Annotated in this window: 25 protein-coding genes; 12 read left to right on the forward strand and 13 right to left on the reverse strand. The window is 72.8% G+C overall.

Going from position 1 to position 23,251, the window contains the following annotated elements:
- The first annotated feature begins 34 nt into the window (after nucleotides 1–34).
- The 5 genes from sigE to IH00_RS0128350 all read left to right on the forward strand — a co-directional run bounded on the left by sigE (nucleotide 35) and on the right by IH00_RS0128350 (nucleotide 4,622).
- A complete protein-coding gene (gene sigE / locus IH00_RS0128330) occupies nucleotides 35–832 on the forward strand; it encodes an RNA polymerase sigma factor SigE (RefSeq protein WP_199819823.1) in 798 nt (265 codons plus the stop codon).
- Nucleotides 829–1,650, forward strand: a complete 822-nt coding sequence (locus IH00_RS0128335) for an anti-sigma factor family protein (RefSeq protein ID WP_039947503.1) — start codon at nucleotides 829–831, stop codon at nucleotides 1,648–1,650. Before sigE ends, IH00_RS0128335 begins: the two co-directional genes overlap by 4 nt.
- A gap of 97 nt (nucleotides 1,651–1,747) precedes the next feature.
- Entirely contained in the window at nucleotides 1,748–3,343 is a 1,596-nt protein-coding gene (locus IH00_RS0128340) for a S1C family serine protease (protein WP_031078499.1), read from the forward strand.
- A 105-nt stretch (nucleotides 3,344–3,448) separates the two neighbouring features.
- On the forward strand, nucleotides 3,449–3,871 hold the full coding sequence (locus tag IH00_RS0128345; protein ID WP_031078501.1) for a sec-independent translocase: 423 nt from the start codon (nucleotides 3,449–3,451) through the stop codon (nucleotides 3,869–3,871).
- A 79-nt stretch (nucleotides 3,872–3,950) separates the two neighbouring features.
- On the forward strand, nucleotides 3,951–4,622 hold the full coding sequence (locus IH00_RS0128350) for a hypothetical protein (RefSeq protein WP_031078502.1): 672 nt from the start codon (nucleotides 3,951–3,953) through the stop codon (nucleotides 4,620–4,622).
- 100 nt (nucleotides 4,623–4,722) lie between these two features.
- Here IH00_RS0128350 and IH00_RS0128355 read toward each other — a convergent pair whose 3' ends face one another.
- Genes IH00_RS0128355 through IH00_RS0128365 form a run of 3 tightly spaced genes read right to left on the reverse strand, consistent with a single transcriptional unit; the run spans nucleotide 4,723 to nucleotide 7,702 of the window.
- Nucleotides 4,723–5,856, reverse strand: coding sequence for an Mrp/NBP35 family ATP-binding protein (locus IH00_RS0128355; RefSeq protein WP_031078504.1), 1,134 nt, complete (start codon nucleotides 5,854–5,856; stop codon nucleotides 4,723–4,725).
- A gap of 42 nt (nucleotides 5,857–5,898) precedes the next feature.
- Complete coding sequence (locus tag IH00_RS0128360; protein WP_031078506.1) at nucleotides 5,899–6,432, reverse strand: DUF1003 domain-containing protein; 534 nt, start codon at nucleotides 6,430–6,432, stop codon at nucleotides 5,899–5,901.
- Nucleotides 6,410–7,702 (reverse strand): magnesium transporter MgtE N-terminal domain-containing protein, encoded by a 1,293-nt coding sequence (locus tag IH00_RS0128365; protein ID WP_031078508.1) that lies wholly within the window; start codon nucleotides 7,700–7,702, stop codon nucleotides 6,410–6,412. Before IH00_RS0128365 ends, IH00_RS0128360 begins: the two co-directional genes overlap by 23 nt.
- Before the next feature lie 176 nt (nucleotides 7,703–7,878).
- On the opposite strand from IH00_RS0128365, the gene IH00_RS0128370 reads away from it, so the two are divergent.
- The gene (locus tag IH00_RS0128370; RefSeq protein ID WP_031078509.1) at nucleotides 7,879–8,655 is read left to right on the forward strand and encodes a hypothetical protein; all 777 of its coding nucleotides are present in this window, start codon (nucleotides 7,879–7,881) and stop codon (nucleotides 8,653–8,655) included.
- A 22-nt stretch (nucleotides 8,656–8,677) separates the two neighbouring features.
- Here the strand turns inward: IH00_RS0128370 and IH00_RS0128375 are convergent, their stop codons facing one another.
- Entirely contained in the window at nucleotides 8,678–9,187 is a 510-nt protein-coding gene (locus IH00_RS0128375) for a pectinesterase (RefSeq protein ID WP_031078513.1), read from the reverse strand.
- A gap of 22 nt (nucleotides 9,188–9,209) precedes the next feature.
- Complete coding sequence (locus tag IH00_RS0128380; RefSeq protein ID WP_031078515.1) at nucleotides 9,210–10,337, reverse strand: magnesium and cobalt transport protein CorA; 1,128 nt, start codon at nucleotides 10,335–10,337, stop codon at nucleotides 9,210–9,212.
- Between the two features lie 476 nt (nucleotides 10,338–10,813).
- Here IH00_RS0128380 and IH00_RS0128385 point away from each other — a divergent pair, with 476 nt between their 5' ends.
- Complete coding sequence (locus tag IH00_RS0128385) at nucleotides 10,814–11,398, forward strand: suppressor of fused domain protein (RefSeq protein ID WP_031078517.1); 585 nt, start codon at nucleotides 10,814–10,816, stop codon at nucleotides 11,396–11,398.
- Between the two features lie 37 nt (nucleotides 11,399–11,435).
- Here IH00_RS0128385 and IH00_RS0128390 read toward each other — a convergent pair whose 3' ends face one another.
- On the reverse strand, nucleotides 11,436–12,653 hold the full coding sequence (locus tag IH00_RS0128390) for an MFS transporter (RefSeq protein WP_031078518.1): 1,218 nt from the start codon (nucleotides 12,651–12,653) through the stop codon (nucleotides 11,436–11,438).
- A gap of 159 nt (nucleotides 12,654–12,812) precedes the next feature.
- On the opposite strand from IH00_RS0128390, the gene IH00_RS0128395 reads away from it, so the two are divergent.
- The 3 genes from IH00_RS0128395 to IH00_RS0128405 all read left to right on the forward strand — a co-directional run bounded on the left by IH00_RS0128395 (nucleotide 12,813) and on the right by IH00_RS0128405 (nucleotide 15,193).
- Nucleotides 12,813–13,451, forward strand: coding sequence for a DUF6758 family protein (locus IH00_RS0128395; RefSeq protein ID WP_031078520.1), 639 nt, complete (start codon nucleotides 12,813–12,815; stop codon nucleotides 13,449–13,451).
- A 159-nt stretch (nucleotides 13,452–13,610) separates the two neighbouring features.
- Complete coding sequence (locus IH00_RS0128400; protein WP_031078522.1) at nucleotides 13,611–14,480, forward strand: PHP domain-containing protein; 870 nt, start codon at nucleotides 13,611–13,613, stop codon at nucleotides 14,478–14,480.
- Nucleotides 14,481–14,587: 107 nt separating this feature from the next.
- Complete coding sequence (locus tag IH00_RS0128405; protein WP_031078524.1) at nucleotides 14,588–15,193, forward strand: MarC family protein; 606 nt, start codon at nucleotides 14,588–14,590, stop codon at nucleotides 15,191–15,193.
- 107 nt (nucleotides 15,194–15,300) lie between these two features.
- Here the strand turns inward: IH00_RS0128405 and IH00_RS43465 are convergent, their stop codons facing one another.
- Complete coding sequence (locus IH00_RS43465) at nucleotides 15,301–15,453, reverse strand: hypothetical protein (RefSeq protein ID WP_199819824.1); 153 nt, start codon at nucleotides 15,451–15,453, stop codon at nucleotides 15,301–15,303.
- A 144-nt stretch (nucleotides 15,454–15,597) separates the two neighbouring features.
- Between IH00_RS43465 and IH00_RS0128415 the strand changes: the two genes are divergently transcribed.
- A complete protein-coding gene (locus tag IH00_RS0128415; RefSeq protein WP_052411692.1) occupies nucleotides 15,598–16,512 on the forward strand; it encodes an NYN domain-containing protein in 915 nt (304 codons plus the stop codon).
- On the opposite strand, the gene IH00_RS0128420 is transcribed toward IH00_RS0128415, so the two are convergent.
- Entirely contained in the window at nucleotides 16,497–17,399 is a 903-nt protein-coding gene (locus IH00_RS0128420; RefSeq protein ID WP_052411688.1) for an alpha/beta fold hydrolase, read from the reverse strand. The genes IH00_RS0128415 and IH00_RS0128420 overlap by 16 nt on opposite strands.
- Nucleotides 17,400–17,553: 154 nt before the next feature.
- Entirely contained in the window at nucleotides 17,554–19,755 is a 2,202-nt protein-coding gene (locus IH00_RS0128425; RefSeq protein WP_031078527.1) for a DEAD/DEAH box helicase, read from the reverse strand.
- 504 nt (nucleotides 19,756–20,259) lie between these two features.
- On the opposite strand from IH00_RS0128425, the gene IH00_RS0128430 reads away from it, so the two are divergent.
- Nucleotides 20,260–20,994, forward strand: coding sequence for a ferritin-like fold-containing protein (locus tag IH00_RS0128430; protein WP_031078528.1), 735 nt, complete (start codon nucleotides 20,260–20,262; stop codon nucleotides 20,992–20,994).
- 24 nt (nucleotides 20,995–21,018) lie between these two features.
- Here IH00_RS0128430 and IH00_RS0128435 read toward each other — a convergent pair whose 3' ends face one another.
- The 4 genes from IH00_RS0128435 to IH00_RS0128450 form a co-directional block, all read right to left on the reverse strand.
- Nucleotides 21,019–21,285, reverse strand: coding sequence for a hypothetical protein (locus IH00_RS0128435; protein WP_031078529.1), 267 nt, complete (start codon nucleotides 21,283–21,285; stop codon nucleotides 21,019–21,021).
- Between the two features lie 164 nt (nucleotides 21,286–21,449).
- Nucleotides 21,450–21,677: a DUF3107 domain-containing protein gene (locus IH00_RS0128440; RefSeq protein WP_031078531.1), complete on the reverse strand. Its 228-nt coding sequence runs from the start codon at nucleotides 21,675–21,677 to the stop codon at nucleotides 21,450–21,452.
- A gap of 330 nt (nucleotides 21,678–22,007) precedes the next feature.
- Nucleotides 22,008–22,670 carry a TetR/AcrR family transcriptional regulator gene (locus IH00_RS0128445; protein ID WP_031078532.1) on the reverse strand — a complete coding sequence of 221 codons (663 nt, stop codon included), beginning with the start codon at nucleotides 22,668–22,670 and terminating at the stop codon, nucleotides 22,008–22,010.
- A gap of 237 nt (nucleotides 22,671–22,907) precedes the next feature.
- Nucleotides 22,908–23,138 carry a hypothetical protein gene (locus IH00_RS0128450; RefSeq protein ID WP_031078533.1) on the reverse strand — a complete coding sequence of 77 codons (231 nt, stop codon included), beginning with the start codon at nucleotides 23,136–23,138 and terminating at the stop codon, nucleotides 22,908–22,910.
- Nucleotides 23,139–23,251 lie beyond the last annotated feature (113 nt).

Here is a 23,251-nt window from a genome sequence, read left to right on the forward strand (position 1 = left end):
AGATTCTTATCCGGAGCTAACGGGCGAGGTGGCTATGGTAGGGGCTCCACTGGACACCACCAGAGCCGATAGGGGAGGTGCGGCTGCGCCTGTGGATCGGAGAGGAGTGCTGCGGCGCTTCCTCAGGTCGGCGGGTGAGCCGAAATCCGTGACCGACACCGCTGACCGCCCCCACAGCCTTGCCGGCGTGGGAGGGACCCGAACCCGCACCGTCGACGACTCCGCACCCACCACCGCGACCTTCGCCTCGGATGCGGAATCGCAGGCGTGGGCTCCCCCTTCCTGGGAGGAGATCGTCAGCACCCACAGCGGCCGCGTCTACCGCCTCGCGTACCGTCTCACCGGCAACCAGCACGACGCCGAGGACCTCACGCAGGAGGTCTTCGTCCGCGTCTTCCGCTCCCTGTCGACGTACACCCCGGGTACGTTCGAGGGCTGGCTGCACCGCATCACCACCAACCTCTTCCTGGACATGGTCCGCCGCAAGCAGCGCATCCGGTTCGACGCGCTCGGCGACGACGCGGCGGAGCGGCTGCCCAGCCGCGAGCCGTCCCCGCAGCAGGTCTTCCACGACACCCACTTCGACGCCGACGTCCAGCAGGCGCTGGACACCCTCGCGCCGGAGTTCCGTGCCGCGGTCGTGCTCTGCGACATCGAGGGACTGTCGTACGAGGAGATCGCCGCGACCCTCGGCGTGAAGCTCGGCACCGTCCGCAGCCGCATCCACCGCGGCCGCTCCCACCTGCGCAAGGCGCTCAAGCACCGGTCGCCCGAGGCGCGGGCCGAACAGCGCACGTTCGTGGCCGTGGGCGGGGAGGGCGGAACGGCGTGAGTGGCACCAGTCCGACCCCCGCCGAGCAGCACCTGGGCGACCGGCTCGCCGCGCTGGTCGACGGCGAGCTCGGTCACGACGCCCGTGAGCGCGTCCTCGCGCACCTGGCCACCTGTGCCAAGTGCAAGGCCGAGGCCGACGCCCAGCGCCGGGTGAAGAGCGTCTTCGCCCAGGCCGCCCCTCCGCCGCCCTCCGAGGGGCTGCTCGCACGCCTCCAGGGGTTGCCCGGGGGTGCTGTCGGCGGCGATGACGACGACGGCCGGGGAAGGGGCGGAGCCTTCCGGCCCGGACCCTTCGCCGACGGCGTCTTCGAGATGAGCCCCGACGGCTTCATGCTGCCCGGTGGCCCCGGCCCCGGCTTCCGCATCCACGAGGTGGGGCGCCCTGCGGACCGTTCGCCGTGGCGCGGACGGCGGTTCGCGTTCGCCGCCGCCAGCGCGGTGTCGTTCGCGGCGATCGCCCTGGGCGGCGCACTGCCGACGGCGGCCACGCTCGACACCCGCGGCGAGGGCGGCAGCAACAACGTCACCCCGCTGCGCACCCCCGGCCAGTCGGCGAACGCCGCGGCCGAACGCCGCCGCGGGACCGGCGCCGGGAACGGCACCACCGCGCCGCTGCCCGCCGTGCGGGCCTCGCAGGGACGGCAGTCGGGAGCCCATCCCTTTCTCCCGGCGACGGCACTGAGCGGCGCCGCCGCACCGCTGACGCCGCTGCTCCACCTCGCCCCCGCCCCGGGGCTGACGCCGGCGGCCACCGCGACCGCCACCGCACCGGCCACGCCATCGCCCAGCATGCTGCCGCTGATCGCCCGGCGCTGACGGGACGACTGCGCAAGGCCGGCCGGACCTGGTTGAATCCATGCGCAGGGCGCCCGAGGGGGCGCGGACGGGTCAGCAGCGCGGTAGCGGGGAGCACATGAACGACGGGAAGCCCACCGGTTCTCAGCCCACTTGGTGGAGCCGTCCGGCCCGCCCCACCACCCGGGCGGCGGCGCCCACGGTCCCGCACCCCGCGCCGCCGCTGTCCCTGACGAAGCCCGCGCCCGCACCTGCGGCCGCACCGGCCGAACCGGAGCCCGCGGCCGCCCCCGCGGGTCCCGCGGTGTCCGTACCCGGCCCGGCCGCCCCGGCATCCGGGGCAGCGGGCCCCGCCCCGGCCGCGCCGCCGCTGCACGCGCCCGACGAGTACCGCACGCCGCCGTACGGCGAGCCCGGGCCCTGGGCGCCCGCGCCGCCCGTGCAGCGGCCGGTCGCCACCCCGCCGCACGGCACGGTGGTGCCCGCGGCACCCCCCGCGTACGGCACCCCGCAGCCATCGCATTGGATCCAGTACGACCCCTGGAGCAGCCCCGGCGGGCGGCCGCAGCCGCTGACGAGCGCCGGTGAGCCGCCCGCCCGCAAGGCCCCGCGCCGGGGAACGTGGCTGGTCGGGGCGCTGCTGTTCGCCCTGCTCACCGGTGTGCTCGGCGGCGGCGTCGGCGCGTACATCGAGCGCAACGGCGGGCTCACCACCGTCGAACTGCCGCAGGCCGGCCGCGAGGACACCGGCCGCGCCCCCGACAGCGTGGCCGGGATCGCCGCCAGCGCCCTGCCCAGCGTCGTCACGCTCCATGTGAGCGGCGGCGGCGAACAGGGCACCGGAACCGGCTTCGTCCTGGACGAGCGCGGCCACATCCTGACCAACAACCACGTCGTCGACCCCGCCGGCACCTCCGGGGACATCACGATCACCTTCAGCAGCGGGGAGACGGCCGCCGCCCGGCTCGTCGGCAAGGACAGCGGGTACGACCTCGCGGTCGTCCAGGTCACCGGCGTGTCCAACCTCAAGCCGCTGCCCCTCGGCAATTCCGACAACGTCCGCGTCGGCGATCCCGTCGTGGCCATCGGCGCGCCCTTCGACCTCCAGAACACCGTCACCTCCGGCATCATCAGCGCCAAGGAGAGGCCCATCACCGCGGGCGGCGAGAAGGGCGACGGCAGCGACATCAGCTACGTCGACGCGCTCCAGACCGACGCCCCGATCAACCCCGGCAACTCGGGCGGCCCGCTGGTCGACTCCCGGGCCCGTGTCATCGGCATCAACAGCGCCATCCGCGCCGCCGACAGCGGTTCCGGCCCCGAGGGCGGGCAGGCGGGGTCGATAGGTCTCGGTTTCGCCATCCCCATCAACCAGGGCAAGCGCGTCGCCGAGGAATTGATCAACACCGGCAAGGCCACCCACCCGGTCATCGGGGTCAGCCTCGACATGAAGTACAGCGGCGACGGCGCCCGGGTCGGCGAGAAGGCCCAGGACGGCGGCGCGTCCGTCATCGCCGGCGGCCCCGCCGACAAGGCGGGCATCCGGCCCGGCGACGTCATCACCGAGGTCGACGGCCGGCGGGTGCACAGCGGTGAGGAGCTCATCGTCAAGATCCGCGCCCACCGCCCCGGCGACCGGCTGGAGCTGACCCTGGAGCGCGGCGGCAAGGAACAGACGAAGACGCTGACCCTGGGTTCGTCCACCGGTGACTGAACCGCCGCCCGGCGGCCATCGCCCGGTACCGCCCCGTCGGCCGGGCCAGGTACCGTGGAGCGGGCCCCGAGCCCCGGGAACCGGACCCCGAGAAGGAGCGGCAAGGTGTTCAACGACATAGGCGCATTCGAGCTCGTGGCGCTCGTGGTCCTTGCCGTGCTCATTTTCGGCCCGGACAAGCTGCCGAAGGTCATCCAGGACGCGGCCCGCTTCATCCGGAAGATCCGCGCGTTCTCGGAGAACGCGAAGCATGACATCCGCAGCGAGCTCGGCCCCGAGTTCAAGGACTTCGACTTCGAGGACCTGAACCCCAAGACGTTCATCCGCAAGCAGCTCGCCGAGAACGAGGATCTCAGGGAGATCCGTACCGGCTTCGATCTCAAGAAGGAGATCAACGAGGTGGCCGGCGCGGTCAACGACCACGGCGACTCCTCCGTCCCGGCCCCCTCGGGAGCACCGGACCTGCTGAAGAAGCGGGACGTGCCGGGGCAGGGCGAGCGTCCTCCGTTCGACGCCGACGCCACCTGACCGCAGGTCTTCCCGATCCGCGCCCCGTGAGGTGGCTAAGCTCTCCCTCTGTCCACGTATCGAGGAGGCGGCCGGACAGATGGAGACGACAAGTCGGGTAGGGGCGCAGAGTGCTGCGCCCGGTGCCAGATCCCCCGAGGGGGTGCCCAAGGCCCGGCGCACGGTCGACGGTTACCTGCGCGCGCCCTTCCCCTGGTACGGACTTGACGAGGCGTTCACCGGATCGCGCTGGCTGATGCAGGTCGGCACCTCCGCCGACGGCACCGTCCAGCACGGCTCGACCGGGCACGGTGACGAGCCGGCGATACGGCCCGAGGCGATCGGAGCCCCCGCCGAACGGGAGCGCTTCGCGGTCGTCGTCACGGTCGCCGCGAGCCCCGTACGGCGCAGCGGCGACGGCACGGGCGTCCTGGACGCCACGACCGTCTCCTCCGCCGCCTGGCTGGCCGGCTCCGGGCTCCTGGCGTACACCTGGCCGCCCCAGCTGGACCACTCGCTGCGGGACGACTGGCTGGACCAGCAGACGGAGACCGCCTTCGCGCTGGCCGACGACCTGGGCGGCCCGGCCTGGACGACGCTGTCGCTGCCCGTCGACGGGGTGCCGATGCCGTTCCACTACCGGGAGTCCGAGTTCGGCTGGGTGCTGGCCGGCACCACCCGCGAGGGCGTCCACCTGGGCGCGTACGGGCGGGGCATGAGCGCCTACGGGCTGGGCTTCGCGGTCGTGCAGGACATCACGTCGTACGCGTAGGCCCGTGGAGCGCGGGCGGACGCACCGCCGAGACGTGCGGTGCGGGCGCCGTGCACGGCTGAGGGGCGGCCCTCGGGCCGCCCCTCAGCCGCAGGTGCGCTCAGAACTTGTTGCGCGGGGTGATCCCCAGCGACATGCCCGACAGGCCGCGCTGGCGGCCGCCCAGCTTGCCCGCGATGGAGCGCAGCGCGGCACCCGCCGGCGAGTCCGGGTCGCTCAGGACGACCGGCTTGCCCTCGTCGCCGCCCTCGCGCAGCCGCACGTCGATCGGGATCTGGCCCAGTACCGGCACCGTGGCGCCCGTGGTGCGGGTCAGGCCGTCGGCGACCTTCTGGCCCCCGCCCGTGCCGAAGACGTCGACCATCTCGTCACAGTGCGGGCACGGCAGGCCCGACATGTTCTCGACGACGCCCACGATCTTCTGGTGGGTCTGCACGGCGATGGAGCCGGCGCGCTCGGCGACCTCGGCCGCCGCCTGCTGCGGTGTGGTGACGACGAGGATCTCGGCGTTGGGGACGAGCTGCGCGACGGAGATCGCGATGTCGCCGGTGCCCGGGGGCAGGTCGAGCAGCAGGACGTCCAGGTCGCCCCAGTACACGTCCGCGAGGAACTGCTGGAGCGCACGGTGCAGCATCGGGCCGCGCCAGACCACCGGCGCGTTGCCGGGGGTGAACATGCCGATGGAGATGACCTTCACGCCGTTCGCCGACGGCGGCATGATCATGTTCTCGACCTGGGTGGGGCGGCCGTCCGCGCCGAGCATGCGCGGCACGCTGTGCCCGTAGATGTCCGCGTCCACGACGCCGACCTTCAGCCCGTCGGCGGCCATCGCCGCCGCCAGGTTCACGGTCACGGAGGACTTGCCGACACCGCCCTTGCCGGACGCCACCGCGTAGACGCGGGTCAGCGAGCCGGGCTTGGCGAACGGCACCTCGCGCTCGGCGGTGGTACCGCGCAGGGCGGCCGCCAGCTCCTTGCGCTGCTCGTCGCTCATCACGTCGAGCGTCACGTCGACGCCGGTGACGCCTTCGACCCGCGACACGGCCTCGCTCACGCGCGCGATGATCGTCTCGCGCATCGGACAGCCGGAGACCGTCAGATAGACGGTGACGGCGACCGCGCCGTCCGCACCGATCTCCACCGACTTGACCATGCCGAGTTCGGTGATCGGCCGGTTGATCTCGGGGTCGTTCACCGTCGCCAGTGCTTCGCGCACCGCGTCTTCCGTAACCATACGGAGATGGTACGGCGCCGCCCCCGGCCGCCGGAAAGGCTCTCAGCGGTCGGGTTCGTCACTTCCGTGCGCCGCCGGGTCCCGCCGCTCGGCGAGCTCGCGGACCAGGTCCTCCAGCTCGGAGCGGATCCAGTCGCGCGTGGCGACCTCTCCCAGGCCCATGCGCAGCGCTGCGATCTCCCTGGTCAGGTACTCGGTGTCGGCGATCGAGCGCTCGTTCTGCTTGCGGTCCTGCTCCTGCGTGACCCGGTCCCGGTCGGCCTGCCGGTTCTGCGCGAGCAGGATCAGCGGAGCGGCGTACGACGCCTGCAGGGAGAGCATCAGCGTCAGGAAGATGAACGGGTACTCGTCGAACCGCAGCCGGTCGGGCGCGGAGACGTTCCACACCACCCACACGATGACGACCGCGGTCATCCAGACCAGGAACCGGCCGGTCCCGATGAAGCGGGCGATCCGCTCCGACAGCCGCCCGAACGCCTCGGGGTCGTACTCCGGCAGCAGCCGCGGCCGCCGGACGCGCGGCTGGTCCAGCCGGATCCGGGGCGCGGGCCGCTCACCCTGCCGGTCGAGCGCCATGCGCGGCCTCCCCGCCCGGCTCGTGCTCGAACTCGGTCTCGCGCCAGTCCTCGGGCAGCAGGTGGTCCAGGACGTCGTCGACGGTGACCGCGCCGAGCAGGGACCCGCTGTCGTCCACGACCGGGGCGGCCACCAGGTTGTAGGCGGCGAGGTAGCTCGTCACCGCGGGCAGCGGGGTGTCCGGGGTGAGCGGCGCCAGGTCGGTGTCCGCGATCGCCGACACGAGGGTGAAGGGCGGATCCCTCAGCAGCCGCTGGAAGTGCACGGTGCCGAGGAACTTCCCGGTCGGCGTCTCGTCCGGCGGCCGGCACACGTACACCTGCGCCGCGAGCGCGGGGGACAGGTCCTGCCGGCGCACGCGCGCGAGCGCGTCGGCGACGGTCGCGTCGGGGCGCAGCACGATCGGCTCCGTGGTCATCAGCCCGCCCGCCGTGCGCTCCTCGTACGCCATCAGCCGGCGCACGTCGGCGGCGTCGTCGGGCCGCATCAGCGTCAGCAGCCGCTCCTTGTCCTCCTCGGGCAGCTCGGACAGCAGGTCGGCGGCGTCGTCCGGGTCCATGGCCTCCAGGACGTCCGCGGCGCGCTCCTCCTTGAGCTTGCCGAGGATCTCGACCTGGTCGTCCTCGGGCAGCTCCTCCAGCACGTCGGCGAGCCGGTCGTCGTCGAGGGCGGCGGCGACCTCGGAGCGGCGCTTGGGGGAGAGGTGGTGCAGCACGTTGGCGAGGTCGGCCGCGCGCATCCGCTCGAAGGTGGCGACCAGGCTCTCCGCGCCCTGCCCGTGCTCCTCCAGCGAGAAGCCGGTGACGGCGGACCACTCGACGGTCAGCGTCTCGCCCTTGCGGCGCAGCGCCCCGCCGCCGCCCCGCCGGACGAAGACCTTGTCGATCTCCCAGTCGCGGCGGGCCGGGAGCTGCTGGACGGAGACGTCGAGGACGGTCACCTCCGAGCCGTCCTCGACCAGCCGGACCCGGCGGTCGAGCAGCTCGCCGAGGACCAGGCGCTCGGTGGGGCGCTGCTCGAAGCGGCGCACGTTCAGCACCCCGGTCGTGATGACCTGGCCGGACTCGATGCCGGTCACCCGGGTCATGGGCAGGAAGATCCGGCGCCGGCCGATCACCTCGACCACCAGGCCCAGCAGGCGGGGCGGCCGGCGCCCCACGCGCAGCATCGCGACGAGGTCGCGGACGCGGCCGACCTGGTCGCCGTTGGGGTCGAAGACGGGTACGCCGGCGAGGTGCGAGACGAAGACGCGGGGTGCGCCTGCCACCATGCCGCACACCTCCTCGTCTGCCGGAAAGCACAGGTTTCGTGCCGATTCAGGCTAGCCCGTCCTGGTGCGGGTCGCCCAGGCAGGGCGTCCGTCCGGCTCTCTGGCGAACGGCGCAGACGGCACAGGTACGCTGCGGTCTCACGATCCCCCACAGGCAGATGAGAGGCAGTGCGCAGGTGACCGCTCTCCCCCCGGCTTCGCGTGCCCGCCGGGCAGTCCGGGCATCCCTTCCCGTCGCGCTCTGCGCCGGGCTGGCCGCGGTGCTCACCGCGTGCGGTGAGGATCCGGACGAAGGGACCAACGGGGTGGGCAAGCTGTCCGCCTCCGAGATCGAGGCCAAGGCGCAGGGCGCCGCGGACACCGCGAAGGCGGTACGGCTGTCCGGGACGCTGGTCAGCAAGGGCGGCACGTACAAGCTGAACATGCGGCTGAACGAGACCGGGGCGATCGGTTCGGTCGTCACCAGGACCAGCACCTTCGAGCTGCTGCGGGTCGGCGACGCCCTCTACCTGAAGGCCGACGCGGCCTTCTGGTCCCACGCGGAGAGCACCGGGGGCGACGAGTCCGCCGAGTCGGACACGACGGCGGCCGACAAGCTCAACGACAAGTACGTGGTCGTCCCGCAGGACGACCCCTCCTACAAGCAGCTGCGCGGCTTCACGGAGAAGAACGTGCTGCTGGACGGCTTGCTGGAGCTCCACGGCGAGGTGGTCAAGGGCGACCGCGACAAGATCGGCGGCATCCGCACGATCAAGGTGGCGGGCGGCGCGCAGGGCGAGGGCGGCACGCTGGACGTCTCCCTGGAGGGCACCCCGTACCCCGTGCAGTTCGCCCGCGGCGGGGGTGCGGGCGTGGTGGTCCTGTCCGACTGGAACCAGGACTTCGCCCTGAGGGCGCCCGCGAAGGAGGAGACGGTCGACTACGGCCGCCAGCTCCCCCGCACCAGCGACTGACCGGACGCGCCGGAGCGCGCGGTCAGCGCTTGCGGCGCTTGAGGAGCAGGCGGGGGAGTGCCGCCGGGACGGGCCGGCGCGTGGTGACCGGGGTGGGCAGCGGGACCGCCGCCAGGGAGCCGTCGGGGTGGACCGTCGTCGCGTCCCGCGGGTCAAGCCGCAGCAGGCGGCACTCGCGTGCCCACCGCTCGGTCATCGTCTCGGCGTCCGGGGCGTTCAGCCGCTTGCCCTTCAGCTCGGCGGCCGCCGCCTGCCACGCCTCCGAGCCGGGCGCCAGCTCGCTCACCGCGGCGGTCCACGAGACGATCCGGCCGCCCTTGTCCTTGCTGCGCACGGTCACCTCGGCGGTGGCGCCGTCCACGAGCCCCGGCAGCGGCTGCTCGCCGGGGCCGTCGCCCAGGAGGTGCGCCGCGCCGTCGTGCCACACGTGCCACACGGGACGGGCCGGGCCCTCGCCCCGTACCCAGATGAGGCCGGACTTCTTGGTGGCCTCCTCGACGAGGGCCTGGTCGAGCAGCGTTTCCGGAGTCATACCGGCAGCTTAGCCACTCGCGCTACAGCCACCCGTTGCGCTTCAGGGTGCGGTGGATCGCGAAGCAGATGACCGAGATCCCGACCAGCACCAGCGGGTAGCCGTACTTCCAGCGCAGCTCCGGCATGTAGTCGAAGTTCATGCCGTACACGCCGCACACCGCCGTCGGTACGGCGATGATCGCCGCCCACGAGGTGATCTTGCGCATGTCCTCGTTCTGCGCGACCGTCGCCTGCGCCAGGTTCGCCTGGAGGATCGAGTTCAGCAGTTCGTCGAACCCGACGACCTGCTCCTGCACCCGCGCCAGGTGGTCGGCGACGTCCCGGAAGTACTTCTGGATGTCCGGGTCCACCAGCCGCATCGGCCGCTCGCTCAGCAGCTGCATCGGGCGCAGCAGCGGCGAGACCGCCCGCTTGAACTCCAGCACCTCGCGCTTGAGCTGGTAGATCCGCCCGGTGTCGGTGCCCCGCGTGGAGCCCTTCGTCGGCGGCGAGAAGACGTCGATCTCGATCTGGTCGATGTCGATCTCCACGGCGTCGGCCACCGCGATGTAGCCGTCCACCACGTGGTCGGCGATGGCGTGCAGCACGGCCGACGGCCCCTTCTCCAGGAGCTCCGGCTCGCCCTCCATGCGGTGCCGCAGGTTGCGCAGGGACCCCTGGCCGCCGTGCCGGACGGTGATCACGAAGTCCCGTCCGGTGAAGCACATCACCTCACCGGTCTCGACGACCTCGCTGGTCGCGGTGAGCTCGGCGTGGTCCACGTAGTGGATCGTCTTGAAGACGGTGAACAGGGTGTCGTCGTACCGCTCCAGCTTCGGCCGCTGGTGGGCGTGGACGGCGTCCTCCACGGCGAGCGGGTGCAGCCCGAACTCGGCGGCGATGCCCGCGAATTCGGCCTCCGTCGGCTCGTGCAGCCCGATCCACGCGAAGCCACCGCCCTCGCGGACCTGCTGCATGGCCTCACGCGGCGTCAGGCACGCCTCGTCCTTCAGGCGGCGGCCGTCGCGGTAGACGGCGCAGTCGACGACGGCGCTCGACGCCGAGGGGTCGCGGGTCGCGTCGTAGGAGTTGTACGCGTTGTACGGGGCGCCGGTGCGCTTGCGCAGGGAGGGGCGTACTGCTGCGCGCAGGTCACGGATCATCGACATGGCTGGCTCCTTCACGGAGAGGCCGTCGGCGAGGCGCGGAGATGCCGGCGCAGCCCGGAATGGGGACGTAACGGGCACACTCCCAGGCGGAGCTCCGGGGGAGCGCACGTCCGCAAAGCGGGCGGCACCGCGGATGGCTCGCGGTGACGGCGTTCGCTACAGACAGGCAAAAACGGGTGCTCTTCCGTCGTGTGCGTCGCCATGTGCGCGAGCGGCGGGCGTGCCTCAGCTCACAGAGAAAGGCCGCGGACGGGAGAACGGTTGGTACTGCACGATCGACTTCGATCCACCGCAGCCCCACCTCCTCCGGCCGGTCCCCCGTGGGGGATGACGTGTCGTCGGGACTGGAACGTGTCCCCCAGCTGCTGCTGGGACGCGCCCTCAGGCACGCATTCCCGACCAGCGGCCAAGACTATCAGCCGACTGAGGGTCAATCCCTTTCTTTGCCCATTCCATACGCGCTTTATGCTCGCTGGATGGAAGAAGTTCTTGCACTGGTCGAGGCCCGGCTGCGCACGGCCCTGGGCGAGCCGGACGCGCGTGCCGCGGTGACCTTCCTCGGCACGGATCGCATCGAAGTGCTCCGCTTCACCGAGGCCGATGTGGTGCGGTACGCCACGCTCGGCATGTCGGCCCAGCCGATGGCCGACCCCACGGCGGCGCTCGCCGACCCGGTCAAGGGTCCGCGCGCGGAGCTCGTCCTGACGGTGCGGGCGGGTCTCGCCGACACCGACAAGGTGCTGCGCCCGCTCGCCGTCCTCGCCGCCTCGCCGCAGGTGGAGGGCGTGGTGGTGGCGCCGGGCGCGTCCCTGGACCTGGGGGAACCGCTGTGGCCGGGCGCGCCGTTCAGCTCCGTGCTCGTCGCGGAGTCCGGGGGGCTCGTCGAGGACCTGGAGCTGGACGCGCCGAGGGATCCGGTGCGGTTCCTGCCGCTGCTGCCGATGACGCCCAACGAGGCCGCGTGGAAGCGGGTTCACGGCGCGCAGGCGCTCCAGGAGCGGTGGCTGAACGCCGGCACGGACCTGCGCGATCCGCTGCGCAGGTCCGTAACCCTCGACTGAGGAACGCCGCTTGGTGCCGGCTTCCCCCGCGGTCCGGTCAGCCGGCCGCGGGCGCCGGCTGCGGCAGCAGCTGCTCCTGCGCCTCCCGGGTGAGCGAGCGCCGCCGGACGAGGACGATGGCCGCGCCGGTGAGGGCCGCGAGACCCGCCACCGCGAACGGCATGCGCACGTCGCTCCACTCCTCGATCCTCGGCGCGAGCCAGGGCGCCGCGGCGGCCGCGAACCAGCGCACGAATTTGTAGCCGGCGCCGGCGACCGGGCGCGGCGCGTCCGACACGTCGAGGGCCAGCTCGGTGAAGACGGTGTTGTTCATGCCGATGAAGGCGCCGGACAGGATCGTGCAGACGATCGCCGTGGTGCGGTCCCCGTACCCGAGGACGACGACGTCGGCGGCGAGCAGCACCAGGGAGGTCCCGAGCACCTTCAGCGACCCGAACCGCTCCTGCAGCCGCGGTGCGACCGGCACGGAGAACAGGGCGAGCAGCACGCCCCAGGCGAAGAAGACCGCCCCGGACCGGTACGGCGTCATGTCGAGCACGAACGGCGTGAAGGCCAGGACCGTGAAGAAGGCGTAGTTGTAGAAGAACGCGGAGGCGGCGGCCGAGGCCAGCCCGCCGTGGCCGAGCGCCTTCAGCGGATCGAGCAGCGACGTCCGGCGGGCGGGCCGGGGCTGCTCCTCCAGGAACGCGGCGATGCAGAGGAAACCGACGGCCATCAGCGCGGCCGTGCCGAAGAAGGGGTAGCGCCAGCCGGCGTCCCCGAGCGCGGCTCCCAGCAGCGGTCCGCAGGCCATGCCGAGGCCGAGCGCCGACTCGTACAACAGGATCGCCGCCGCGCTCCCGCCGGCCGCCGCACCGACGATCACGGCCAGCGAGGTGGAGACGAACAGGGCGTTGCCGAGCCCCCAGCCGGCCCGGAAGCCGACCAGTTCGCCGACCGAGCCGGACGTCCCGGACAGCGCGGCGAAGACGATCACGAGCGTGAGTCCGGCCAGGAGCGTGCGGCGGCCGCCGATGCGGCTGGAGACGAATCCCGTGAGCGGCATCGCGACGGCGGTGATCAGGAAGTACGAGGTGAACAGCAGCGAGACCTGGCTCGGCGTGGCATCGAGGCCCTGTGCGATCGACGGCAGGATCGGGTCGACGAGTCCGATGCCCATGAAGGCGACGACGGACGCGCCGGCGGTGGCCCAGACGGCCCCGGGCTGGCGCAGGATGCCGTGCGCCCCTTCGTCGAAGGGGTCCTCCGACCGCATGGATGGTGTCCCCTCACTCCGCCGGATGGGTGCCATGTACACACAATAATTTAGACAAACTAATGGATGCAAATCACATCTACTTCGGGGCGGATGGCGGCACACCGGAAGGGTGATCGTCCTTGACGCGGCGCCGGAGGGGTAGGACCGTTGAACGCTATGAGGGGCGAACCCAGTTGCCCGAGGTGTGGAGGCCGGGTCCGGGCGCCCGGTCTCTTCTCCGACTCCTGGCAGTGCGCCGTGCACGGTCCCGTGCAGCCGCTGCAGCCCGTGCTCCCGCCCAGTGTGGAGGCGCTCGGCGTGGTCACGCGCCGCGCCCAGGTCCCCGTCTGGATGCCGTGGCCGCTCCCGCTCGACTGGCTCTTCACCGGTGTCACGTACGCGGGCGACGACCGCAGCGGCGGCCGTGCCACCGTCGTCGCCTGCTCCGGACCGGCCCCGCTCGGCGGCACCGGCGAGCTGCTGCTCGTCGCCGAGGAGCTCGGCGTCGGCCTCGGGGCGCGGTACGCCGGCATCGACGGGCCCGACCCGGGGCCGCACATCTGCGGCGACAAGCCCCCGCAGGCCAAGGTTCTCGCGGCCGGCCGCCCCACCCCCCTCTGGCACGTCACCGACGCGCCCGACGACCGCGCCGTCTTCGCGGGGGAGGCGCGCGGGCTGTGGCTGTGGGCGATCGTCTGGCCGGAGCGGTCCGGAATGCTGCTGTACGACGAGCTCGTCCTGACGGACGTCCGCGAGGCGGGCGCCGAGGTCGAGCTCCTGCCCTGCGGCGCGCTCACGCCCCGCCTCCTGACCTGAGGCGGGGGAGCGTCCGGGCCGCGCGGCCCCGGCGTGCCGGCGCGCGGCCGGGGGCCGGGGAGCCCCGTGCCGGGCCGCCCCGGCGCGGCGGGCCGGTGGCCGGCAGGCGGTTATCCTGGAGCGTCCCCTGTCCGCACCCGAGCCCCGGAGTCACGCGTCGTGCGCATCGACCTGCACACCCACTCCACGGCTTCGGACGGTACGGACACCCCGGCCGAGCTCATGCGCTCCGCCGCCGCGGCCGGCCTGGACGTCGTCGCGCTGACGGACCACGACACCACCCGCGGCCACGCCGAAGCGGCCGCCGCGCTCGCGGGCCTCGACCGGGAACTCACCCTCGTCACCGGCGCCGAGCTCTCCTGCCGTGTCGACGGCATCGGCGTCCACATGCTCGCGTACCTCTTCGACCCGGACGAGCCCGAACTGGCCCGCGAGCGGGAGCTCGTGCGCGACGACCGGGTGCCGCGCGCCCGGGCGATGGTGGGCAAGCTCCGGGAGCTGGGCGTGCCCGTCACCTGGGAGCGCGTCGCGGCCATCGCCGGGGACGGCTCCGTCGGGCGCCCGCACATAGCCGAGGCGCTCGTCGAGCTCGGCGTGGTGGCGAGCGTGTCCGACGCCTTCACGCCCGAGTGGCTCGCCGACGGCGGCCGGGCGTACGTCGAGAAGCACGAACTGGACCCGTACACCGCGATCCGTCTCGTCAAGGCGGCCGGCGGTGTCACCGTCTTCGCGCACCCGCTCGCCGTCAAGCGCGGGCGCACCGTGCCCGAGGACGTCCTGGCCGGCCTCGCCGCGCACGGCCTCGACGGCATCGAGGTCGACCACATGGACCACGACGAGTCCGCACGCGCACGGCTGCGCGGCCTCGCCGCCGACCTCGGTCTGCTGACCACCGGATCCAGCGACTACCACGGCAGCCGCAAGACCTGCCGGCTCGGCGAGTACACGACCGACCCGGAGATCTACGGAGAGATCACGCGCCGCGCCACCGGCGCGTTCCCGGTGCCGGGCACGGGCGGACGCCCGTAACGCAGGCAGCGCCGCCGCGGTGCCGTCCGCGGCTCCCCGCGGTCCGCCCTGCGCTCTCTCCTCCCTCCCCCTTTTCTGTACGACCCTCTTCCCGCAAGGCCCACACTGTGTTCGACGTTGCCGTCTTCGGCTCCCTCTTCCTCACCCTTTTTGTCATCATGGATCCCCCCGGGATCACGCCGATCTTCCTCGCCCTGACCTCCGGCCGCCCCGCCAAGACGCAGCGCCGGATGGCCTGGCAGGCGGTCGCCGTCGCCTTCGGTGTGATCACCGTCTTCGGCATCCTGGGCCAGCAGATCCTGGACTACCTGCACGTCTCCGTTCCCGCCCTGATGATCGCGGGTGGTCTGCTCCTGCTGCTCATCGCGCTCGACCTGCTCACCGGCAAGACGGACGAGCCCCAGCAGACCAAGGACGTCAACGTCGCCCTCGTACCGCTCGGCATGCCGCTGCTCGCCGGGCCGGGCGCGATCGTGTCCGTCATCCTGGCGGTGCAGCACGCGGACAGCGCCGGGGAGCAGGTGTCGGTGTGGTGCGCGATCGTCGCCATGCACGTGGTGCTGTGGCTGACCATGCGCTACTCGCTGGTCATCATCCGCGTGATCAAGGACGGCGGGGTGGTGCTGGTGACGCGGCTCGCCGGGATGATGCTGTCGGCGATCGCCGTGCAGCAGATCATCAACGGCGTCACGCAGACGATCCAGGCCGCCTGACCCGCCTCGTGCCCACGTCGTCGCGGTGGTCCCGCGCACGGCCGCGCCCCCGCACGGACGTGTTTCCGTGCGGGGGCGCGGTCGGTGTGCGGGTCACGCCCAGGCGCTCACGACGCCGTCGTGCCGGCCGGGCGGATGTAGATGCGCTGCCCGATCGCGGCAGCCTGCTGAACCATCCGGGTGACGGAGGCGGCATCCACGACGGTGCTGTCCACGGCGTTGCCGTCGACATCGTCGAGTCGCATGATCTCAAAGCGCACGGGCTTCTCCCTTCGTCGTCCTGCATACGGGTACAACGATCTGCGGACCTTAAACATTCCCTACGCTAAGGAAAATTTTCGAGTGCCTAAATACTGGCGGGCCGAGCCCCGCCGTCGGACAATGAAGCCGGTATGAACGCCCCCATGAACGCCGGTGTGAACGACCCGGAGACGCTGAGCGAACTCGGCACCCGCCTGGAGCGCACCAATGAGCTCCTGCAGCGCATGCTGGCCGAGGTGGCGAAGACTCCCTCGACCCATGCCATCTTCGTCGACGCCGGTTACGTCTATGCTGCGGCCGGGTTGCTGGTGGCGGGCACCGAGGACCGGCGCGCCTTCGACCTCGACGCGGAGGGCCTGATCGAGGCCTTCATCGACAAGGCCCGCACGATCTTCGCCGACAGCCGGCTGCTGCGGGTGTACTGGTACGACGGCGCACGCCGCCGCCTCCACACCCCCGAACAGCAGGTCATCGCCGAACTGCCCGACGTCAAGGTCCGGCTCGGCAACCTCAACGCCAACAACCAGCAGAAGGGCGTCGACTCCCTCATCCGCTCCGACCTGGAGTCACTCGCCCGGCACCGGGCGATCAGCGACGCGGCGCTGGTCGGCGGCGACGAGGACCTTGTCTCGGCGGTGGAGGCGGCGCAGGGGTACGGGGCGCGCGTCCACCTGTGGGGCATCGAGGCGGCGGACGGCCGCAACCAGGCGGAGCCGCTGCTCTGGGAGGTCGACAGCCGGCGCGTCTTCGACCTCGACTTCTGCCGGCCGTACGTCACCCGGCGACCGGTGACGACGTACGAGAACGAGGGCGAGCCGCCGCCCTCGCGCGACGAGGTGCGCCTCCTCGGCGCACGGATCGCGGCGACGTGGCTGGCGGAGCGGGGGCCGGAGGCGATGGCCGAGCTGCTGCCCGGCCACCCCTACCTCCCCGGCCCGGTGGACCAGGACCTGCTGATGGAGGCGGAGCGCCGGCTGAGCCGGTCCCTGCGCGGGCACGCCGTGCTGCGGCGTGCCCTGCGGGACGGGTTCTGGCAGCAGCTTCAGTCGCGCTCCTGAGCCGGCGCGGGCCGTGTCCGCCCCCGCTCGTCCCAGAACGCGGCGACGGCCTGCGCCGTCTCCAGCGGCCGGTCGGTGTTCGGGGAGTGCTCCGCCCCGCCGATGACGGTGCGGTGCGCGCCGAGCCGTCCGGCCATGGCGTCCAGCAGCGGAACGGGCCAGGTGTCGTCGCGCTCGCCGGACACCACGTGCAGGGGAAGCCGCGGGCGCACGGCGGCGAGTTCCCCGACCCGGTCCGGTTCCACGGTCAGCTGACGGCCGGTCGCCACGAGCTGGGCGGGGTGGTGGCGCAGCCAGCGCTGCCGCAGGTCCTCGCGGTTGCTCCGCGGGTCGTCGGCCTCCTCCGGGGGATCGAGCGCCCGCATGGCGTCCCACACCTGCGCCATGTCCATCACCCGCAGGGCGTCGCTCAGCAGCTTGATCTTCTGCTGCTGGGCGGGGACGACCTCGGCGGGACCCGACGACATGAGGGTGAGCGAGGCGAAGGGCGCGGCGTCGAGGAGGACGGCGGCGCGCGCGATCTGCCCGCCGAGGGAGTGCCCGAGCAGGTGCACGGGCCTCCCGCCGTCCGCGACGGCCTCCGCCTGAGCGAGCACGTCCCGCGCCAACTCGCCCTGCGCGTACGTCTCTTCGTCCTCGGAGCCGTCGGTCTCGTACTGTCCCCGGCCGTCGACGGCGACGGTCCGGTACCCGGCGTCGGCGAGCGGCTGGAGCATCGCGATGAAGTCCTCCTTGCTGCCGGTGTAGCCCGGCAGCAGCAGGGCGGTGCCCTTCACCGCCGCGCCCTCACCGGGGCGGGCGTCGAGAACGGCGAACGCGCCACGTGCGGTGCCGAGACGGTACGCACGGGCGCAGGGCGGAGGAGTGAAGGTGGGCGGCCGGCTCATGCCCCGAGGCTACCGGTGCCACCACGGCCCCTCACCGGGACGCCCCCTCCTGCCCGTTCCGCCGGGCGGCGGCCGTGAGCGTGGCCGGCAGCGGCCGGGAACGACGGCGGCCCCCGCTCCTCCGGGGAGGAACGGGGGCCGCCGTGGCCGGGCGTCAGCTCTCGGGCTGGGCCGCCGTGGCCTTCGTCGTGCGGCGGCGGCGCGGCTTCGGCTCCGCCTCGGCGGCCTCGGGGGCCGGCTCGGCGGTCTTCCGTGCACGGCGGCGCGGCGCGGGCGCCTCCGCCTCGGGTACCACGGCCGCTTCGGCGGCGGGGGCCGCCTTCTTGCGGGTACGGCGCGGCTTGGTCTCCGCCGCCTCGGGCACCTCGGTGACCTCGGCGCCCGGGGCCGCTTCGGCGGGGGCCGCCTTCTTGCGGGTACGGCGCGGCTTGGTCTCCGCCGCCTCGGGCACCTCGGTGACCTCGGCGCCCGGGGCCGCTTCGGCGGGGGCCGCCTTCTTGCGGGTACGGCGCGGCTTGGTCTCCGCCGCCTCGGGCACCTCGGTGACCTCGGCGCCCGGGGCCGCTTCGGCGGGGGCCGCCTTCTTGCGGGTACGGCGCGGCTTGGTCTCCGCCGCCTCGGGCACCTCGGTGACCTCGGCGACGGGGGCTGCTTCGGCGGGGGCCGCGGTGGCCTTCTTGCGCGTGCGGCGCGGCTTGGTCTCCGTCGCCTCGGGCACCTCGGTGACCTCGGCGACCGGAGCGGCGGCCTCGGCGACCGGAGCCGGGTCGGCCTTCTTGCGGGTACGGCGGCGCGGCTTGGACGCCTCCTCCGCGACGGGCTCCGCGACGGGCTCCACGACGGCGGTCTCGGCGGCGACCGGCTCCACGGCGACCGGCTCGGCCGTCACCGGCGTGGCCGTGGCCGGCGCGGCGCCCGAGCGGGTGCGGCGACGGCGGCGCAGGGTGCGGGGTGCCGCCTCCGCCTCCGGGGCCTCCTCGACGGCGGGCGTCGCGGCGGCCGGCGCCTCGGCGACCGACGGGTCCAGCGGGGCGCCGCCCCGCGTGCGGCGGCGCTGGCGCGGGGTGCGCGTCCGCGCCGGGCGCTCCTCCTCGGTGCGCTCGGTGCGCTCGGTGCGCTCCGTACGGGACGGGCGCGAGGGGCGCGACGAACGGCCGCGGCCGCCCGTCTCGCCGAGGTCCTCGACCTCTTCCGCGTCCAGACCCGCACGCGTCCGCTCGGCGCGCGGCAGGACGCCCTTCGTGCCCTCCGGGATGTCCAGCTCCGCGTAGAGGTGCGGGGACGTCGAGTACGTCTCGACCGGGTCGTTGAAGTCCAGGCCCAGCGCCTTGTTGATCAGCTGCCAGCGCGGGATGTCGTCCCAGTCGACCAGCGTGACGGCGATGCCCTTCTTGCCCGCGCGGCCGGTACGGCCCACGCGGTGGAGGAACGTCTTCTCGTCCTCGGGCGACTGGTAGTTGATCACGTGCGTGACGCCCTCGACGTCGATGCCGCGGGCGGCGACGTCGGTGCAGACGAGGACGTCCACCTTGCCGTTGCGGAAGGCGCGCAGCGCCTGCTCGCGTGCGCCCTGGCCGAGGTCGCCGTGGACCGCGCCGGAGGCGAAGCCGCGCCGCTCCAGCTGCTCGGCGATGTCGGCGGCCGTCCGCTTCGTGCGGCAGAAGATCATCGCGAGCCCGCGGCCGTTGGCCTGGAGGATGCGCGAGACCATCTCGGGCTTGTCCATGGAGTGCGCGCGGTACACGTACTGCGCGATGTTCGCGACGGTCGCGCCCTCGTCGTCCGGCGCGGTGGCGCGGATGTGCGTGGGCTGCGACATGTAGCGGCGGGCCAGACCGATGACCGCGCCGGGCATGGTCGCGGAGAACAGCATCGTCTGGCGCTTCGCCGGAAGCATGTTGATGATCTTCTCGACGTCGGGCAGGAAGCCCAGGTCGAGCATCTCGTCGGCCTCGTCCAGGACGAGGGCCTTGACCTTGGACAGGTCCAGCTTGCGCTGACCCGCGAGGTCGAGGAGGCGGCCCGGGGTGCCGACGATCACGTCGACGCCCTTCTTCAGCGCCTCGACCTGGGGCTCGTACGCACGGCCGCCGTAGATCGCGAGGACGCGGACGTTACGGACCTTGCCGGCGGTGAGCAGGTCGTTGGTGACCTGGGTGCACAGCTCGCGGGTGGGGACGACCACGAGCGCCTGCGGGGCGTCGGTCAGCTGCTCGGGCGCGGCCCGGCCCGCCTCGACGTCCGCGGGGACGGTGACGCGCTCCAGCAGCGGCAGGCCGAAACCGAGGGTCTTGCCGGTGCCGGTCTTGGCCTGGCCGATGACGTCGGTGCCGGAGAGCGCGACCGGGAGGGTCATCTCCTGGATGGGGAACGGGGACGTGATGCCGACGGCTTCGAGGGCCTCGGCGGTCTCGGGAAGGATCCCGAGCTCTCGGAAAGTCGTAGTCAGGGTGCTGCCTCTTCTGTGAGACGCGGCATGAGGCGAACGCTGGGGGTCTTACCGTGCCGGTTACGGCCGGCCGTGGGCCGTCAAGGCCGCAGCCGGGTGGCGCGGGACCACTGCCGTCGCTCGAGCGTCATACCGCTGAGGGCCCCTCATGTGTCGCGCGTGCGCACGGAGGGCTGTCGGGTCGGAGCCGATCGGGCCACCGACCGGGCATCCTCATTCATGAGATGGCCCACCGAGTATGTGTACGAACATCACTGAATACTCAGCAGGCGCAATACCACTGTACCCCGGATTCGCGCAGGCGTGTTGGGCCAATTCATAACGAGGGGCAGGTCACACTTCCCGGCGCTCCGCCGGCCGGGGGACGGGCTCGTCCTTCCGGCGCGGGGTGAGCGGGCTATTGTGCGCTTCATGGAGACGCCTGACAACGCCACTGCCGCCGAAGAACCGACCGGGATCGCCGCCCTGGACTGGGCCGGCGCCTCCGCCGAGCCCCAGTACCGCGCGGCGGTCGTGGACCTGCTCGGTGCGCTCGCCTACGGAGAGCTGGCGGCCTTCGAGCGGCTCGCCGAGGACGCGAAGCTCGCTCCTACGCTCGCGGACAAGGCGGAGCTGGCGAAGATGGCGTCCGCCGAGTTCCACCACTTCGAGCGGCTCCGGGACCGCCTGCGGGCGATCGACGTGGACCCGACCGCCGCGATGGAGCCGTTCGCGAAGGCGCTGGACGACTTCCACCGCCAGACGGCGCCGTCCGACTGGCTGGAGGGCCTGGTCAAGGCGTACGTCGGCGACTCGATCGCCAGCGACTTCTACCGCGAGGTGGCCGCCCGGCTGGACTCGGACACGCGCGCCCTGGTGCTGGCGGTGCTGGACGACACCGGACACGGCAACTTCGCGGTCGAGAAGGTGCGCGCCGCGATCGAGGCGGACCCGCGGGTGGGCGGCCGGCTCGCGCTGTGGGCGCGCCGTCTGATGGGCGAGGCGCTGTCGCAGGCCCAGCGGGTGGTCGCGGAGCGCGACGCGCTGTCGACGATGCTGGTGGGCGGGGTCGCGGACGGCTTCGACCTGGCGGCGGTCGGCGAGATGTTCTCCCGCATCACCAAGGCGCACACCAAGCGCATGGCCGCGCTCGGCCTGGCCTCCTGACGGACGGCGTGACGGGGCGCGCCGCTACGCCGCGGCCGAGCGGCGCAGCCGCCGCCCCGGGCGCAGCAGCAGCGACAGCAGTACCGCGTCCACCGCGAGAGCGCCCACGAGGGTGCCCAGCGCGTGACCCGGGCCGAGGGCCCCGTGGGTGATCAGGGCGCCGAACAGGGCGCCGAGGGTGCCGGTGATCAGGACCGTGCGGCGTGGTGGAAGCCGGTCGGCCAGCCGCTGGAGGGCAGCCCAGGAAAGAGCGAGTCCGAGCAGGACGGAGCCGAGAGCTTCCAGGAGCACAGCTGATCACCTCGCGAAAGGGCGGGGCGGGCAAAACGGTCGTAGCCCGTACTACCCGATCAGCGTGCAAAACAACCCTGGCAGGCCCGCCGGGCGCACCCGGGCCCGGCTGCGCACATGACGAAGGCCCGGCGGGACGCACCCGCCGGGCCTTCCTCCTGCGCTCAGAGCGCGCCGAAACCCACCCGGCGCGTCGCGGGCTCGCCGATCTCCACGTAGGCGATCCGGTCCGCCGGCACCAGGACCTTGCGGCCCTTGTCGTCCGTCAGGCTCAGCAGCTGTGCCTTGCCCGCCAGCGCGGCGGCCACCGCGGCCTCGACGTCCTCGGCGGACTGCCCGCTCTCCAGAACGATCTCCCGGGGCGCGTGCTGCACGCCGATCTTGACCTCCACGGCTATGTCCCTCCGAACGGTCAGCGATGCGCGGTGAGCCGCGCCGTACCCAGCACACATTAGCCCGGCGAGGGGACGCCACAGGCCCCGGCGGTACACGCCAACAGCGAACACCCGGGCCCACTGCGCACTGCGGCACCGCGGGCGCGCCGGTACGGCAGGGACACGGACCGCACCCGGGATCGGGCCCCCGGACGGCATCAGGGGGAGGCCCCCCGGGACGGCGCCCGGAATCACGACGCCGGAATCACGACGCCGGAATCACGACGCCGGAATCACGACGCCGGAATCACGACGCCGGGATCACGACCTCCGCCCGGTGTCCGGGGACTACGACGCCGGGGACTCCGGCCCCTGGGGCTCCGCGCCGTGGAGCGGGAACCCGGCGATGCCCCGCCACGCCAGCGACGTCAGCAGCTGCACCGCCTTGTCGCGCGGGATCGGCGACTCGCTCGACAGCCAGTACCGCGCGACCACCTGCGAGACGCCGCCCAGGCCGACCGCCAGGAGCATCGACTCGTCCTTGGACAGCCCGGTGTCCTCGGCGATCACGTCCGAGATCGCCTCGGCGCACTGCAGGCTGACCCGCTCGACGCGCTCGCGCACCGCCGGCTCGTTCGTCAGGTCCGACTCGAAGACGAGCCGGAAGGCGCCGCCCTCGTCCTCGACGTACGCGAAGTACGCGTCCATCGTGGCGGCGACCCGCTGCTTGTTCTCGCTCGTCGAGGCCAGGGCCGTACGGACCGCCTGCAGCAGCGACTCGCAGTGCTGGTCCAGCAGCGCCAGGTACAGCTCCAGCTTCCCGGGGAAGTGCTGGTAGAGCACGGGCTTGCTGACGCCCGCGCGCTCGGCGATGTCGTCCATCGCGGCCGCGTGGTACCCCTGGGCGACGAAGACCTCCTGGGCGGCGCCCAGGAGCTGGTTGCGTCGGGCTCGGCGCGGCAGGCGCGTGCCCCTAGGGCGCGCCGCCTCTGTCTGCTCGATGGCTGTCACGCCGCCTCCCAAAATCGATCCATGTGGCGCTGTGCGCCGCGCCCGCCATCGTACTTTTGGGTAACCCGGCTGTGCGCGTCGCGAGCGCAGAATTTCACGTACCGGACGCCCGTGGTAGCTCCGCAGTAGCTGGATATTCAACATTTAGGCACGTCAAAGCGACAAAACGACAAAGCGGCACACCGTCGTCCCGGAGGACCGGCGGTCCGGTTCCGAGGCGGTCCGCCCCGCAGGGCGTCAGCGGTAGTCGTCCTCGTCCAGGTCCACCACGCGGGTCTGCTCCGCCGCGTCGGCGGGGTTCGCTGCGGCCGGGTCGATACGGGTCAGCGGGTCGTCCTCCCGTGGCCGCAGTTCGGTGTGCTGCTCCGCGGCGTCGGCCTCCGGGGTCTCCTCGCCGACCGCGCCGGCCGGTGCGGTCTCGTCGGCGGACTCGTCGAAGGTCTCGAAGTCGGTCGGGTCGACGGTCATGGGCTCCCTTTCACATGGACGGGCGGGGGCCTGGGCGAAATGCCCTCTCTATGAGCCTAGGAGGTACCCATCCCCAGCGCTATACGATCTGTGACCGCGAACACATCAATCGC

Origin of the sequence: Streptomyces sp. NRRL S-118 (assembly GCF_000716335.1) — a bacterium.
Taxonomy (GTDB): domain Bacteria; phylum Actinomycetota; class Actinomycetes; order Streptomycetales; family Streptomycetaceae; genus Streptomyces.

Excerpts from the sequence above, each read along its gene's own strand:
- IH00_RS0128415 (WP_052411692.1), top strand. The coding sequence starts at position 15,598 with ATGAACGCCGGTGTGAACGACCCGGAGACGCTGAGCGAACTCGGCACC.
- IH00_RS0128385 (WP_031078517.1), top strand. The coding sequence starts at position 10,814 with ATGGAAGAAGTTCTTGCACTGGTCGAGGCCCGGCTGCGCACGGCCCTG.
- IH00_RS0128380 (WP_031078515.1), bottom strand. The coding sequence starts at position 10,337 with ATGTCGATGATCCGTGACCTGCGCGCAGCAGTACGCCCCTCCCTGCGC.
- IH00_RS0128350 (WP_031078502.1), top strand. The coding sequence starts at position 3,951 with ATGGAGACGACAAGTCGGGTAGGGGCGCAGAGTGCTGCGCCCGGTGCC.
- sigE (WP_199819823.1), top strand. The coding sequence starts at position 35 with ATGGTAGGGGCTCCACTGGACACCACCAGAGCCGATAGGGGAGGTGCG.
- IH00_RS0128420 (WP_052411688.1), bottom strand. The coding sequence starts at position 17,399 with ATGAGCCGGCCGCCCACCTTCACTCCTCCGCCCTGCGCCCGTGCGTAC.
- IH00_RS0128430 (WP_031078528.1), top strand. The coding sequence starts at position 20,260 with ATGGAGACGCCTGACAACGCCACTGCCGCCGAAGAACCGACCGGGATC.
- IH00_RS0128425 (WP_031078527.1), bottom strand. The coding sequence starts at position 19,755 with ATGACCCTCCCGGTCGCGCTCTCCGGCACCGACGTCATCGGCCAGGCC.
- IH00_RS0128360 (WP_031078506.1), bottom strand. The coding sequence starts at position 6,432 with ATGGCGCTCGACCGGCAGGGTGAGCGGCCCGCGCCCCGGATCCGGCTG.
- IH00_RS0128375 (WP_031078513.1), bottom strand. The coding sequence starts at position 9,187 with ATGACTCCGGAAACGCTGCTCGACCAGGCCCTCGTCGAGGAGGCCACC.
- IH00_RS0128450 (WP_031078533.1), bottom strand. The coding sequence starts at position 23,138 with ATGACCGTCGACCCGACCGACTTCGAGACCTTCGACGAGTCCGCCGAC.
- IH00_RS0128395 (WP_031078520.1), top strand. The coding sequence starts at position 12,813 with ATGAGGGGCGAACCCAGTTGCCCGAGGTGTGGAGGCCGGGTCCGGGCG.
- IH00_RS0128390 (WP_031078518.1), bottom strand. The coding sequence starts at position 12,653 with ATGCGGTCGGAGGACCCCTTCGACGAAGGGGCGCACGGCATCCTGCGC.
- IH00_RS0128355 (WP_031078504.1), bottom strand. The coding sequence starts at position 5,856 with ATGGTTACGGAAGACGCGGTGCGCGAAGCACTGGCGACGGTGAACGAC.
- IH00_RS0128340 (WP_031078499.1), top strand. The coding sequence starts at position 1,748 with ATGAACGACGGGAAGCCCACCGGTTCTCAGCCCACTTGGTGGAGCCGT.
- IH00_RS0128365 (WP_031078508.1), bottom strand. The coding sequence starts at position 7,702 with ATGGTGGCAGGCGCACCCCGCGTCTTCGTCTCGCACCTCGCCGGCGTA.